A 12,547-nucleotide genomic window follows, 5' to 3' on the forward strand; every position below is an offset into this window, starting at 1 on the left:
CCATGGCGACGCAGGAGGTCTCCCTCCTGGGACGCATCACCCAGCAACGCGCCACCGTGCTCGAGGCATTGATTGAAGCGGAAAAGTCGGAGGGGTTCGTCAGTGCCCAGTCCCTGTACACCCGGCTGCTGGCCGCCGGGTCATCGGTCGGCCTGTCCACGGTCTACCGCACGCTCAGCGCCCTGGCTGAAGCGGGGCGCGCCGACGTCGTACGGGACGTGCACGGGGAGCGGCTCTTCCGCTACCGCCCCGGCTCCGACCACCGGCACTACCTGATCTGCACCGAATGCGGTGTGAGCGTGACGCTGGACTCCGTGACGGTGGAGGACTGGGCCGCCGGAGTGGCCCGGACGAGTGGCTTCACCGCAGTCCGACACACTGTCGAACTCACGGGCATCTGCCCCGACTGCGGCCCCTTGGCGGAGGGTTCTGCCCGGGAATGACGGGAGCCCGGGAGCGCCACCGCTGCACGCGACGGCAGCTCTCCGGGGTAGATCCGTAAGGCAGCGGGGGACTGAACTACTTGGAGGCGTACGGGAGCAGCGCCATCTCCCGCGCGTTCTTGATCGCGCGGGCCAGCTGCCGCTGCTGCTGCGCGGTGACCCGGGTGACGCGTCGACTGCGGATCTTGCCGCGGTCCGAGATGAACTTCCGCAGCAGATCGGTGTCCTTGTAGTCGATGTAGGTGATACCGGCCTGGTCCAACGGGTTGGGGCGCGACTTGACGGGCTTGCGGGGATCGGGGCGGCGGGCCATGGCACTTCCTTTTCTCGGTCGGGTCGGTGCGGGAGAAGAGCTGGCGGCGGTCGGGTGCTCAGGAGACGGGGTCGAGGAGCGTGTCGAAGGACGCCGGGAGGCGCCTCCATGCCTCACGTCCGTCGGCGAACTCGTCCTCGGTCAGCAGACAGGAGTCGAGCAGCCGCTCCAGGCCCTCGCGGTCCAGGCCGGGTGCGGTGAAGACCAGGTGCTGGCAGCAGTCGCCGTGTTCGGGATGCCAGTCGAGGGCGGCGGCTGCTCGGCGCATCGGGGAAATCATGTCCCAGGCGGCGTCCGGCAGCGACGCAAGCCATGGGCCGGCGTTCTCCACACACAGCGCGCCGCCCGCGGCGTCCCAGGACAGCAGGGTGTCGGGACGGTCGGCGAGCCAGAAACGGCCACGGCTGCGAACGGCCGCACAGGCCAGGTCTTCCAGCGCCTGGTAGAGCCGTTCCGGATGGAAGGGGCGCCGCCGGTGCCACACGAGGGTGGCGACTCCCGACTCCTCCGCTTCCTGCGGGAGCAGCGCGCAGGCCGGGTGCTGAGCGGCGGCAGCCGCCTCGACGTCGAATCCGGCGAACGCGGCCTCCGCGAGCTGACGGGAGTCCACCGGCACATGGCGTGCCGTCGGGTGCAACTGCGCGAGGACCGCACGGTCCTCGTCGTCCGCCTCTCCTCCGTCGACGAGCGCGAGCACGGGGGCGTACTCCAGCTGGCGCGCCCAGGTGTCCCCGATGGTCCGCTGATCGGTTGCGGCCGCCGCGAACCCGGCCTCCGCCAGGTCGTCCCCATTGGCGAGATATGGCAGGACGAGCGCGGGGTCGACCGCGGTCATCACGTTGGAGAGTGTCAGCGTCTCGCCGCCGTGTGCAGCGATGACCTCGGCCATCGCCCTGGGTTCGACGGAGTCCCAGAGTTCGACCACCGCCAGCCGGTGCAGACCGCTCTCGGCCAGCCGCCGGAGTTCGGGCACCAGGTCCTCGCGCAGGGCGCAGCACGCACAGTCGTTGACGAGGGGTGCCTCGCCGGAGGACAGCTCGCCCGAGGCGTCCCGCACCGTGCGGCGTACCGTTCCGTCCGCTGCCGTGGAGAGGTCGTGGTGGAGCGCGACACTGCCGCGCACGGTGTGCAGCAGCCGCAGCACGACCTGTTCGCGTGCGTCGGAATGCAGCCCGCCGACGAGGACGACGGGGAGTTTGCTGTTCTCCGCCATCACCGTGCCCCGCGCCGGGCGTACCGCCGCTCGAAGCGCTCGACCCGGCCGGCCGTGTCGAGGACACGGGCCGTGCCGGTGTAGAAGGGGTGGCTCTGCGACGAGATCTCCACGTCGATGACGGGGTAGGTCTTGCCGTCCTCCCACTCGATGTTCTTGTCGCTGGTCGCGGTGGACCGGGTGAGGAAGGCGAAATCGGCTGCCTTGTCACGGAAGACGACGGGCCGGTAGGCGGGGTGGATCCCAGGCTTCATGACGGTGTTCCTGTCTGCTAGGTCGGCTTGTGAGTCAGCGTTCTTCGCGGAAGTCGACGTGCCGGCCGACCACCGGGTCGTACTTGCGCAGGACCAGGCGGTCAGGGTCGTTCCGCCGGTTCTTGCGGGTGACGTAGGTGTAGCCGGTGCCCGCGGTGGAGCGGAGCTTGATGACCGGGCGGAGTTCGTTGCGTGCCATGGGCGCTACTATATGGGAATGGTTTCCATTACCGATAACGTCTCCGGCGAGAGGTGACCCACTCCATGTCCGCCCACTGCCAGCTGACCGGCGCCAAGCCGGGCTTCGGCAAGACCATCTCCCACTCGCACCGGCGTACATCCCGCCGGTTCGACCCGAACATCCAGCGCAAGCGCTACTGGCTGGCGAGCGAGGGCCGGTACGTCCGGCTCACCCTCAGTACGAAGGCGATCAAGACGGTCGATTCCATCGGCGTCGAGTCCGCGGTGGCGCGAATCCGCGCACGAGGGGTGAAGGTCTGATGGCCAAGCAGAGCAAGATCGCGAAGAACGAGCAGCGAAAGGTGGTCGTCGAGCGGTACGCGGCCCGGCGCGCCGAGCTGAAGGAGATCATCCGGCGGCCTTCGTCCACCGACGACGAACGCGCCTCCGCCCAGGCCGAGTTGCGGCGCCAGCCGCGCGACGCCAGTGCGACCCGGGTACGGAACCGGGACAGCGTGGACGGCCGCCCCCGAGGCCACCTGCGCAAGTTCGGCATGTCCCGGGTACGGATGCGCGAGCAGGCGCACGCCGGATTCCTCCCCGGAGTCACCAAGTCGTCCTGGTGATGTCCGGCGATCGCCACGGTGGACGGCGCTGCGGCCCGGGGCCATTGCCCAGGCTGCGGCGCCATCCCGGCCAACCCATCCGGAAGTGCGTACAGATGAACCGCGCAACACCGGGCGGCCCGAGTCGCCCCTTCACGCTGGTCGCCTGCACCAACTGCCCGAGCGATACGGGCGAACTGGTGATGGACCGGCTGCGCGACGCCGTCCGTGCCTGCCCGCACGGCATCCTCGTCGCCACCGGCTGCCTGGGCGGCCTGCTGCGCTGCACCCCGGCCGCGGGCCTGCACGCCGCAGTACAGCCGTGCGCGAAGGACCGCACCCCCACCTGCCCCGTCGCCCGCCTGGGCCCTATCGCCACCGAAGCCGACGCGGACCTCGTCGGTGCATGGCTCCTGGCCGGCATGCCGGACGACAGCTCTCTTCCACACCGGCTGCGCGCGGCACCCGCGCCCCGTCATGCCGCCCACCTCAACTGATGGGAAGTACCAGTGCCCAAGGGCCTGTTGAGCATCGTGGTCGGGAACACCCCGGCTGCCCGGGGGCTCGCCGTGGACACGCTGGTGTGCGCTTCGCCAGACGCCGTGGTGCTGGCCGCATCCATCCACTGCCGGGATGGCGGGTACCCCGTTGTGCAACGCTTCGTCGCCGGTCCCGGAGTACCGCCGTCCGTGTCGCAGTCCATGTCGCGGGTGGCCACCGGCGACCCGGTGGTGATTCTCCGGCAGGACCTGCTGGCCATACGACGCGCCATGCGGCCCCCTCACCTGGTCCTCGCCCTCTCCGACGAGCTGGATCTCCTCCCATGCCTGGTGGAGTTGTGGCGACCGCGGACCGGGGCCAGCGCGCTGGGCGATCACTACCTCCCGGCCCCGGTCGTGGCCGGGCTTGACCCAGCGGCCTTCCTGGCTGAGCTCGGATGCGTCCACCGGGCCGTCCGTCGGTGGGACGGTACCGATCGCACCAGCCCCCTGACGCCGGCCGAGACGGCCGCCCGCAGGGTGGAAGCCGCCCACGGCGTGCTCGTGACGGCCCCGCCGAGCCCCAAAGACCGTCGAACGGACGGGGTAGCCGCCCTGGCGCGTCACCTCAACCCCTCCGCCACACTCGTCCATGTCGCACAACAGCCGCAAACAACAGGGGCGTTGCCGCCGTCGTTCCTGCGACCCGTACCGGACACCCTTGAGGAATGGCGGGCCCGGCTGGAACCAGTGAGCGTGGCGTCCTCGCGCCCTGGTACCGACCTGGGTGTGACGTCGGTGGTGTGGCGGGCCCGGCGACCGCTGCACCCGGAGCGGCTCGCGGATGCACTGCCCACGGTCATGGCCGGCGTGGTCCGCGGCCGAGGCCACCTGTGGCTGTCCAGTCGACCCGCGGCGGTGGTGACCTGGCGGTCGGCCGGACCGCACATGGAACTGCGAGACGCGGATCGCTGGCTGGAGCCCGGAGACGAGAGTGCCTGGCGCCGCGCATCCCCGCAACGGCGCACCCTGGCCTCGTGGTTCTGGCACAACTACTACGGCGAACGCCGCAACGCCCTTACGTTCACCGGCACCGACCTCGACCGGGACCGGCTGTGCACCGCCCTCAACGCGGCTCTGCTGGACGACAGGGAGTTGTCATTGGGATGGGACGGCTGGGCGGCCTTCCCCGATCCCCTGCTGGGCGACGTCCCGCTCTGAGCCGTGCCTGGGCCTCGGGCCCGGGCACGAACACAGCGTGCGCGGCGACCTTGCCTGATGGCCTCATCGCGGCCCGGTGTCCCGGGCTTTGAGGCACCTCTCAGCGGTACAGGCGTACGGCGGATCGGTCGGGCGGACGCTGCGAGCCCAGGAGCGGCGCAGGTGGGGGAGGCATGCCTGAACCCCGTCCACGGCGGCTGCCGCGTTCATCCCGGCCGGCGGGTACCTGGTGCCCGCCGCGGGGCGCAGCAGCTCAGACGCACCCGTGCCCCTGTGCTCCGCATGAGCACAGGGGCACCGGTGTGCGCACCTCGTGAGTTGCCGGGTTGGGCGGTGCCGTGGCTGCGACCACCGCCCAACCCGGAGCCTGTCAGGCTTGCGGCACCAGATCCGGGTGCTCGTGTTCGCAGGCGTCGTCGATTCCGTACGTGTCCCAGGCGGGGAACGGGTCGTCGGAGAGCTCTTCCCCGTCGGCCAGGAGGCAGTTGGCCAGGGCCGCTTGAAGTGGCTCGGCGTGCAACCCGGTGCCGATGAAGACCAGTTCCTGGCCCTGGCTGTCTCCGACGCCGCGGGCACCGGAAGGCTCGAAACGGGCGACTGCTCCGGCCTGCGACCACAAGCCCGTGACCTTCGGGCGGCCGGCCAGCCAGAAGAAGCCCTTGGAACGCAGGATCTGACCATAGGTGCCGCTGTCCAGGCCCTCGGTGACGAAGGTCCACAGTCGGCCCGGGTGGAATGGCGTATCGGCGCGGAAGACCGTGCTGGAGATGCCGTATTCCTCGGTTTCCGGGATGTGGTCGCCGTTGAGTTCCTGCACCCAGCCAGGGGCCTGCTGGGCCCGCTCCAGGTCGAAGAGTCCGGTGCCGAGGATGTCGCCGGGGTTCACCCGGCCGTGCCGGGCGGGCACGATGCGGGCAGCCGGGTTGAGGCGGGTGAGCGCGGCCTGAAGGCGTTCGGCGCCGGCCGCGTCGACGAGGTCGGTCTTGTTGAGGACGATGACGTCGGCGAACTCGATCTGGTCCATCAGCAGGTCGCTGACGGTGCGTTCGTCGTCCTCGTACTGGTCCAGTCCCCGCTCGGCCAGCCCGTCGCCGCCGGCCAGCTCCGGCAGGAAGTTGGCGGCGTCGACGACGGTGACCATGGTGTCGAGTCTGGCGAGGTCGCCCAGGGTCGCTCCGTCGTCGCGCGGGAAGGCGAAGGTGGCCGCGACGGGCATCGGTTCCGAGATGCCGCTGGATTCGATGAGGAGGTAGTCGAAGCGTCCCTCGCGGGCCAGCCGGTCGACCTCTTCGAGCAGGTCGTCGCGCAGGGTGCAGCAGATGCAGCCGTTGGTCATCTCTACGAGGCGTTCCTCGGTGCGGGAGAGGGCGGCCTCGCCGCCGCGCACCAGGGTCGCGTCGATGTTGATCTCGCTCATGTCGTTGACGATGACCGCGACGCGCAGGCCCTCCCGGTTGCCCAGGACGTGATTGAGCAGGGTGGTCTTGCCCGCGCCGAGGAAGCCTGACAGAACGGTGACGGGTAGTCGGTTGTGCGTCATGGCGTCGTCTCAGCTCTCCGGACGCAGCAGCCCGCGCTCGTACGCCTTGGCCAGTCGCTGCGGTACGAGGTAGGGGGTGCCGTCGACGGTGATCGGGACGAGCTGGGGGGTGGTGGCCTTCCACTGGGCGCGGCGGTGGCGGGTGTTGCTGCGGGACATCTTCCGCTTGGGTACGGCCATGGCGAGCTCCTGCGCGTGACTAGGTGACGGCAAACACTATCTGAAAATGGATTCCATTTCCAAATACCGTCTATCGAGGCAGCTCCGAGGGCGATGCGGTCCCGACGGGCGGGCCCATCGGAAGCGATCCCTGGAGCACGCCACACCTCACAACGCGTCGCTCGTCAGCACTGAACCTGTGAGGGGGCGATGTCCAGGAGCGTTACGCGGCCTCCCCTTTCCGCTACGGCAAGCATTCGCTGTCCTGCCCACGCAAGGGATGTGGCGGGGGTGGTCAACTGCCATGCGGTGAGGGGGGCGTAACCGTTCCTCCGGCCTTGGGCACCGGCATGCCACAGTCGGACGGCGTGGTCGGACCCGGCCGTCGCGAGCGCGTCCCCTGCGCCGGGGCGCCAGGCCAGCGCCGACACGCAAACGGGGAGGACGGCCGATCGTGTCGGTCTTCTGGGGCCGATGGACCAGAGCGACAGGTGGCGCTCGGCCGGTACGGCCAGCCGGTGCCCGCATTCACTGAAGACTGGAGCATGCCGGCCCGAGGCTTCCTCGCACTGGACCGGCTGCGCCGCGGGGCGGCGATGCGTCTCCCACAGCAAGGTCGCGCGCTGATACGTCGAGCACACGGCCCAGCGGCCGTCGACGGACAGAGCGAGATCATCCGGTGCGCCACCGTAGAGATGGACGGCGACAGGTTCACGACGCATCGGCATGAAGCAGCGGACTTGGCTCGCCAGGGACACGGCCAGAAGGCGTCCGCCCTGCGCGCAGGCCACGTCGGTGGCTGCTGTCGGGAGAGGTGCTGTGGACCACTGCGCCACGCCGTCGGTGTCGTACGTGGTGACCTTGCCCCCTTCCGCAATCGCCACGACGCCCAGTCCCATCCAGCGCGCGCGGACGCAGGGCGTCGGAGTGCTCCGCGTGATCAGCCTGCCGTCCGTGGCCCGCCACAGGGCGAATCCGCGAGGACCCACCAGGGTCAGGTGGCGCCCATCAGGGGAAAAGGCGAGACCCGTGATGCCGCCGGGCAATGTGAGGAGGTCGTGTTCCTCGCCGCCTTCGAGGTCCATCACGCGAACCCTGCCACGGCGCCCGGCGGCGGCGATCAGGCCGACGCCCACCGACAGGAAGGCCGGTTCCCAGGGGAGCCGCTTCGACCACGGCGAAACGTCTTGCAGACGTTCGCCGGTTGCTGGTGCGGTCAACGCTGTCACCATGACCACGTTCCTGTCTGGACATGCGGTGCGGCAGCATGGCGGGAGTTGGCGGATATCCCCCGTGAGGATTCATTGACGTGCATGGGTGATCTTTCATTGGCGAATATGAGAATCATTTCCATTAAACACGGTCGTGGCTTCTCTGCGTGCCCCGGGTCCCGATGGTCGAACGGCTTGGCGGGTGTGTGCGGCCGTCGGCACGGCCCCGGCCTCGCGACCGCCGTGGCCTGGGCCAACGAGCCCACGCCCAGCGACAATTCACAGCGATAACAGCAGTGGGCTCACTCCCGGCACGCCCACGAGACGTCAGCCCTGCGCCGGCCCCGCTGACGTTCCCGTGTCCGCCGGCAACGGTGAACCGGTCGGTGAGGTGGGCGAGTTCGCCCCTCCCGGCTGGGTGAGTGTGGGCCTACCCTGGCTTGGCAGGGGTTGAATCACGACAACCGGATGCCGGAGCCCCATTTTCGACAGGGTGATGGTCCCGGCGGCGGCTGACCGGCGGCGTCCGGCTCGGCATGGCCGGCCTTTTGCCGTAGCCGAGCAGGGCTGAAGCCGGCGGCCGGGAACATGTCCCTGCCCCGGAACGGTCACTCCAGCACGGCCAAGCCCGTTGACCGGCCCGGAGTCCGCACGGTCACACGTTCAGGCGATAACAGACCGAACATCAACTCACGTACCCCCCTCTCACACAACTCCGGCTGGGCCCGCGGATGTTTGGGCTCCCAGAGGCAGCTGTACTCTGGTGCCACAACTGGCATCGGTACTCGACTCTGGATGCTGCGGAGGTCTGGACCATGGCGTGACGCATGACCCCCGGGAGTCGGCCTGTTTCCCGGCGTAGCGCCGTCGATGCTGACTTTGTGCTGACTTGCTGACCTGGAAACGCCCTCTGACCTGCACCGATGCCTTGCCGTGCCTCTTCGGCTTCCACTGGTACCGGTTTGGAGCGATGTTGCGGGTGTAGTGGATTGGCCAGTGTCTTTGCAGCCCCGCGGCCGATCCCGGCGGCACTGCGGCCACTGGAGACAACGGGCACCTGGCGTGGCTGGAGCAGGCTGCCTGGCGGCTTGCCTCCTGCTGGCCTTGTGGATGTGGGTCCCCGGTATCGCGCTGGTACCCGCTTCTCCTCGGGAGCGAAGACGGGGGGGGCGTCGCGGCGTTGGTGGAGCGAGGGGGCCGGGTGCGCTCCGCATGGTGTGAGGGGCGCGGCCGCGCCGGTGCCGGTGGGCGGCTTTGGGGTGTTATTCATGGCCGAATCGGCGAGCCAGAACCTGCGTGGCCGGTCGCTGACCTGCTCGGCGACTCTCAGACTGACGAGCCTGCTGGGGTGTTGGCGATGGTGCCTGAGGACCTATCAATGATGCGGTTGATCCGGGTGGCGATGAATGACTCGTCGGGGTGTGCCTGGAGGTGGTCAATGACCATGTGCCGGAGCATTCGGCGCGAGCGGCCTTCCACGCTTGGCGCGGGTACGCCGGTTCCGTCGGCCGCCCCCAGTAGGTCGCTGACTGTGGGAGCGTGCTGGTCCGCGTCCGGTGGTCGGGGCCGAGGCGCTGTCGTTCGCCGGGGCCGCTGGAGTTCCCGAGGGCCGATCGTGATGTCGACCTTTGTGATCCGTTGTGGTCGGTCAGAGTCAGATTCAGGGTGTTCCTTGAGCTGGGATTGAGAATGCTCTGCGGGCTTGGGCGAGGGGCCGTGAATTCCGGGAGGATTGGTGGGTGCTGTCCCGGGCCGGGGTCTGACTCATGAGAACTCTGACCGCGGTGTCTTACTCACGCTGTGTCGACCGCTGACCGGGGCTGGTGTTGCTGGCACCGGGCCGGCCGGGTGTGTCCCGATAGGGGCCTGCCGACCTGCCAGGCGTTGTCACAGTTCTGACCGTCCGGGCGGTTCGGTGCCGGCTACGGGATGCGCCATCGGGTCGGAAGGTGAACGAACATGACCGCTACGTCCTTGACCCCGCGTACTCGCCGACGCCGGCCGACGGGGGAGGTGGTCCTTGGAGTCGACACGCACCGGGACACTCAGGTGGCTGCCGTGCTCTCCCTGGTGGGGGCGGTGATCGGTACCGAAGAGTTCCCGGCCACCGCGGCCGGGTACCGCGAACTGCTTCAGTGGGCCAGCGGCTTGGGCACGGTACGGCGAGCCGGGTTGGAGGGCACCGGCTCCTTCGGGGCAGCCCTCTCCCGCTACCTGCTGACCCAGGGCGTTGAAGTGTTCGATGTGAACCGGCCCGACCGGACAGACCGCCGTCAGCGCGGCAAATCGGTTCCGCTCGATGCCCAGAACGCGGCCCGGGCGGTACTGAGCGGGCGGGCACGCGCCCGGGCCAAGTCCGGCGACGGACCCGTGCAGATCGCCCGGATGTACAAACTCACCAAAGGGTCGGCAGTCAAGGCCCGCACCCAGGCGATCAACCAGCTCAAGGCCGTCCTCGTTGCCGCCGACCCGAATCTGCGGGAAGAGCTGGCCGGGCTGGGCAACCCGGAACTCTTCCGTACCTGCGCACGGTTCGCCGACGACTGCAAGAACGACGAGGGCGGTGAAGAGGCGTGCTGCAGGCCACCCGCATCACCCTGTGCCTGCTGGCTCACCGAATCGAGCAGCTTACCGAGCAGATCCAGGATCTGGAACGCCGCCTGGCTCTGTTTGCGGAACGCCACGCGCCGCAGTTGCTCACTGTGGTGGGCATCGGGCCGGACACTGCCGTCACTTTGCTGATCACGATGGGGGACAACCCGGAACGTCTGCACAGTGAGGCGTCCTTCGCCGCGCCGTGCGGGGTCAGCCCCGTAGAACGCTCCTCGGGCACTCGGCAGTACCGTCGCCTCAACCGCGGCGGGGACCGGCAGGCCAACGCCGCCCTCCACCGGATCGTGCAGACCCGCCTGCGCTTCGACCCACGTACCCAGAACTACTACGAACGCCCCACCAAGGAGGGCAAGACCCGACGCGAAATCGTCCGATGCCTCAAACGCTACGCCGCCCGCGAGGTGTTCCACCTGGTCAGGCCCGTACGGACACGCTCCCCGTCATAGGGGCAGTTGTGAGATTTGAGAGCGTGCAAGGCGTGAGTGAGCTGTCCGCGCCTACCCCGCAACGCCGCTTCTCCGGGCCAGAAGACCCCGGCCCTGATCACGAGCAAGGCACCGCATCCGTACCAGCAGATCACGGTGAGCTACGACAAGCCGGGGCACGCGATCGTCCACGTCGTCTCCACGCTGAGGCTCTGACCTGCGCGTACCCCGCTTCGGGCGCCGTCGGCGTCACGATCCGACGGCTCTTCCTGACCCGGGTGTAAGGATCGCGTCAAAGAGTCGGTAGCGTGGCCGGGTGAGTGAGAAGACCCTGCAGCACCGGATTGACGGCCCCGACGACGCCCCCGTACTCGTCCTCGGTGCCGCTCTGGGTACCACATGGCATATGTGGGACCGGCAGATCCCCGAGCTGACCCGCCACTGGCGCGTCATCCGTTTCGACCTGCCCGGACACGGCGGTTCGCCCGCCCACGCGGCGGCCTCCATCGCCGAGCTGGCCGACCGGCTGGTCGCCACCCTCGACGCCCTGGGTGTGGACCGCTTCGGCTACGCCGGCTGCAACATCGGCGGAGCGATCGGCATCCAGCTGGCACTCACCCGTCCGCACCAGGTCACCTCGCTGGCCCTGGTGTCCACCTCGGCGCGCTACGGCACCGCCGACGCCTGGCGCCAGCGCGGCGTGGTCATCCGCACGAACGGACTCGACCCGATCGCCCGCACCGCGCCCGAGCACTGGTTCACCCAGGGCTTCGCCGGCGCCCAGCCCGCGATCGTCGAATGGGCCGTGCAGATGGTGCGGACCACCGACCCCGGCTGCTACATCGCCGCCTGCGAGGCGCTGGCGGCCTTCGACGTACGGTCCTCGCTCGGCCGGGTCGGCGTGCCCACGCTCGTCGTCGTCGGCTCCGACGACCAGGTCACCCCGACCACCGACGCGCGCACCCTCGTCGCCGGGATACCCGACGCGAGCCTGGCGCTGGTGCCCGGAACCTCTCACCTCGCACCCGTCGAGCAGCCCTCGGCCGTCACCGAACTCCTCATCCGGCACTTCTCCTCGGCCTGGCACGACAAGCCCGGCCCCGGCGGCCAGACCGCCATCGGCGCGGCCGCCCCCAAGCCGCAGATCGCGCCTGCGCCCCCGCCGGTGGCACCCCCGGCCGCCATAGAGTCCGGCCTCGCCCAGCCGGAGCCGGACCGCGGAGCCACCTACGAAGCGGGCATCAAGGTCCGCCGTGAGGTCCTCGGCGACGCCCATGTCGACCGCGTCGAGGCCGCCGCCGACGACTTCACCGGCGACTTCCACGACTTCCTCACCCGCTACGCCTGGGGCGAGACCTGGACCCGCCCGGGCCTCGACCGCCGCACCCGCAGCATCATCACGCTCACCGCGCTGGTCGCCCGCGGCCACCAGGACGAGCTGGCGCTGCACACCCGCGCGGCCCTGCGCAACGGGCTCACCCCCACGGAGATCAAGGAAGTACTGCTGCACACCGCCGTCTACTGCGGCGTCCCGGCAGCGAACTCCGCCTTCGCGGTCGCCCAACGGGTGATCCGGGAGGAGACGACGCCGGAGGCGTGAGGGCCGGGCGGCTGCGGGCGGCTTTTGCGGGCGGCCCGCCCCGGGTTTCTCGTGCCGTTGACGTTGACGTTGACGTTGACGTTGCCGTCGCCGTTGTGGGCTTGTGACGTGTCCTCCTGGGGCTTTGAACGCGTACCCCTTTGGTTTTTTCCCCGCCGCCCACCCCCCTTCGGGGGGTGGGCGGGTGTAGTGACGCGGGTGCCCACCCCTGACGGGGCGGGGGAGACGGCGGCAGCGGCCCAGGGGGAGACGGCGGCAGCAGGCCGGGGGAGACGGCGGCAGCGGCCCAGG

At 69.6% G+C, this 12,547-nt stretch carries 14 protein-coding genes and 1 pseudogene; 8 read left to right on the top strand and 7 right to left on the bottom strand.

Translation table 11 applies throughout. From position 1 onward, the window contains the following. Positions 1–2: 2 nt before the first annotated feature. On the top strand, positions 3–443 hold the full coding sequence (locus K7C20_RS29700; RefSeq protein WP_052414269.1) for a Fur family transcriptional regulator: 441 nt from the start codon (positions 3–5) through the stop codon (positions 441–443). Between the two features lie 76 nt (positions 444–519). Here K7C20_RS29700 and rpsR read toward each other — a convergent pair whose 3' ends face one another. The 4 genes from rpsR to rpmG are packed head-to-tail and all read right to left on the bottom strand — an operon-like array spanning position 520 to position 2,422. Then, a complete protein-coding gene (gene rpsR, locus K7C20_RS29705) occupies positions 520–756 on the bottom strand; it encodes a 30S ribosomal protein S18 (protein ID WP_030077880.1) in 237 nt (78 codons plus the stop codon). Between the two features lie 58 nt (positions 757–814). Then, the gene (locus K7C20_RS29710) at positions 815–1,969 is read right to left on the bottom strand and encodes a CobW family GTP-binding protein (RefSeq protein WP_053210574.1); all 1,155 of its coding nucleotides are present in this window, start codon (positions 1,967–1,969) and stop codon (positions 815–817) included. Further along, positions 1,969–2,223: a type B 50S ribosomal protein L31 gene (locus K7C20_RS29715; RefSeq protein ID WP_030077884.1), complete on the bottom strand. Its 255-nt coding sequence runs from the start codon at positions 2,221–2,223 to the stop codon at positions 1,969–1,971. Before K7C20_RS29715 ends, K7C20_RS29710 begins: the two co-directional genes overlap by 1 nt. A gap of 34 nt (positions 2,224–2,257) precedes the next feature. After that, a complete protein-coding gene (gene rpmG / locus K7C20_RS29720) occupies positions 2,258–2,422 on the bottom strand; it encodes a 50S ribosomal protein L33 (protein ID WP_030077887.1) in 165 nt (54 codons plus the stop codon). 65 nt (positions 2,423–2,487) lie between these two features. On the opposite strand from rpmG, the gene rpmB reads away from it, so the two are divergent. The 4 genes from rpmB (at position 2,488) to K7C20_RS29740 (ending at position 4,708) form a co-directional block, all read left to right on the top strand. After that, positions 2,488–2,724 carry a 50S ribosomal protein L28 gene (rpmB, locus tag K7C20_RS29725; RefSeq protein ID WP_030077889.1) on the top strand — a complete coding sequence of 79 codons (237 nt, stop codon included), beginning with the start codon at positions 2,488–2,490 and terminating at the stop codon, positions 2,722–2,724. After that, positions 2,724–3,029, top strand: coding sequence for a 30S ribosomal protein S14 (gene rpsN, locus K7C20_RS29730; RefSeq protein ID WP_030077892.1), 306 nt, complete (start codon positions 2,724–2,726; stop codon positions 3,027–3,029). The genes rpmB and rpsN overlap by 1 nt, the downstream gene beginning before the upstream one ends. Before the next feature lie 95 nt (positions 3,030–3,124). Next, positions 3,125–3,505 (top strand): hypothetical protein, encoded by a 381-nt coding sequence (locus tag K7C20_RS29735; protein ID WP_030077894.1) that lies wholly within the window; start codon positions 3,125–3,127, stop codon positions 3,503–3,505. Positions 3,506–3,697: 192 nt separating this feature from the next. Then, positions 3,698–4,708: a GTP-binding protein gene (locus tag K7C20_RS29740; protein ID WP_245171926.1), complete on the top strand. Its 1,011-nt coding sequence runs from the start codon at positions 3,698–3,700 to the stop codon at positions 4,706–4,708. Positions 4,709–5,078: 370 nt separating this feature from the next. Here K7C20_RS29740 and K7C20_RS29745 read toward each other — a convergent pair whose 3' ends face one another. The 3 genes from K7C20_RS29745 to K7C20_RS29755 form a co-directional block, all read right to left on the bottom strand. Beyond that, entirely contained in the window at positions 5,079–6,248 is a 1,170-nt protein-coding gene (locus K7C20_RS29745; protein WP_030077898.1) for a GTP-binding protein, read from the bottom strand. 9 nt (positions 6,249–6,257) lie between these two features. Further along, positions 6,258–6,428 carry a 50S ribosomal protein L32 gene (rpmF, locus tag K7C20_RS29750; protein ID WP_030077900.1) on the bottom strand — a complete coding sequence of 57 codons (171 nt, stop codon included), beginning with the start codon at positions 6,426–6,428 and terminating at the stop codon, positions 6,258–6,260. A gap of 164 nt (positions 6,429–6,592) precedes the next feature. Continuing rightward, a complete protein-coding gene (locus K7C20_RS29755; RefSeq protein ID WP_030077902.1) occupies positions 6,593–7,639 on the bottom strand; it encodes a WD40 repeat domain-containing protein in 1,047 nt (348 codons plus the stop codon). Positions 7,640–9,577: 1,938 nt separating this feature from the next. Between K7C20_RS29755 and K7C20_RS39710 the strand changes: the two are divergent. The 3 genes and pseudogenes from K7C20_RS39710 (at position 9,578) to pcaDC (ending at position 12,256) form a co-directional block, all read left to right on the top strand. Beyond that, positions 9,578–10,677, top strand: a pseudogene (locus K7C20_RS39710) (IS110 family RNA-guided transposase). A 36-nt stretch (positions 10,678–10,713) separates the two neighbouring features. Continuing rightward, positions 10,714–10,872 carry a hypothetical protein gene (locus K7C20_RS29765; RefSeq protein WP_160328787.1) on the top strand — a complete coding sequence of 53 codons (159 nt, stop codon included), beginning with the start codon at positions 10,714–10,716 and terminating at the stop codon, positions 10,870–10,872. Positions 10,873–10,972: 100 nt separating this feature from the next. Beyond that, complete coding sequence (gene pcaDC, locus K7C20_RS29770; RefSeq protein WP_030088695.1) at positions 10,973–12,256, top strand: bifunctional 3-oxoadipate enol-lactonase/4-carboxymuconolactone decarboxylase PcaDC; 1,284 nt, start codon at positions 10,973–10,975, stop codon at positions 12,254–12,256. Positions 12,257–12,547 lie beyond the last annotated feature (291 nt).

Source organism: Streptomyces decoyicus (assembly GCF_019880305.1).
Lineage (GTDB): Bacteria > Actinomycetota > Actinomycetes > Streptomycetales > Streptomycetaceae > Streptomyces > Streptomyces decoyicus.

What these genes read in the sequence shown, in the direction of transcription:
- rpmF (WP_030077900.1), bottom strand. Translation starts at nt 6,428, where the DNA reads ATGGCCGTACCCAAGCGGAAGATGTCCCGCAGCAACACCCGCCACCGC.
- rpsN (WP_030077892.1), top strand. Translation starts at nt 2,724, where the DNA reads ATGGCCAAGCAGAGCAAGATCGCGAAGAACGAGCAGCGAAAGGTGGTC.
- K7C20_RS29710 (WP_053210574.1), bottom strand. Translation starts at nt 1,969, where the DNA reads ATGGCGGAGAACAGCAAACTCCCCGTCGTCCTCGTCGGCGGGCTGCAT.
- K7C20_RS29755 (WP_030077902.1), bottom strand. Translation starts at nt 7,639, where the DNA reads ATGGTGACAGCGTTGACCGCACCAGCAACCGGCGAACGTCTGCAAGAC.
- K7C20_RS29735 (WP_030077894.1), top strand. Translation starts at nt 3,125, where the DNA reads ATGAACCGCGCAACACCGGGCGGCCCGAGTCGCCCCTTCACGCTGGTC.
- K7C20_RS29700 (WP_052414269.1), top strand. Translation starts at nt 3, where the DNA reads ATGGCGACGCAGGAGGTCTCCCTCCTGGGACGCATCACCCAGCAACGC.
- rpmB (WP_030077889.1), top strand. Translation starts at nt 2,488, where the DNA reads ATGTCCGCCCACTGCCAGCTGACCGGCGCCAAGCCGGGCTTCGGCAAG.
- rpsR (WP_030077880.1), bottom strand. Translation starts at nt 756, where the DNA reads ATGGCCCGCCGCCCCGATCCCCGCAAGCCCGTCAAGTCGCGCCCCAAC.
- K7C20_RS29715 (WP_030077884.1), bottom strand. Translation starts at nt 2,223, where the DNA reads ATGAAGCCTGGGATCCACCCCGCCTACCGGCCCGTCGTCTTCCGTGAC.
- rpmG (WP_030077887.1), bottom strand. Translation starts at nt 2,422, where the DNA reads ATGGCACGCAACGAACTCCGCCCGGTCATCAAGCTCCGCTCCACCGCG.
- K7C20_RS29745 (WP_030077898.1), bottom strand. Translation starts at nt 6,248, where the DNA reads ATGACGCACAACCGACTACCCGTCACCGTTCTGTCAGGCTTCCTCGGC.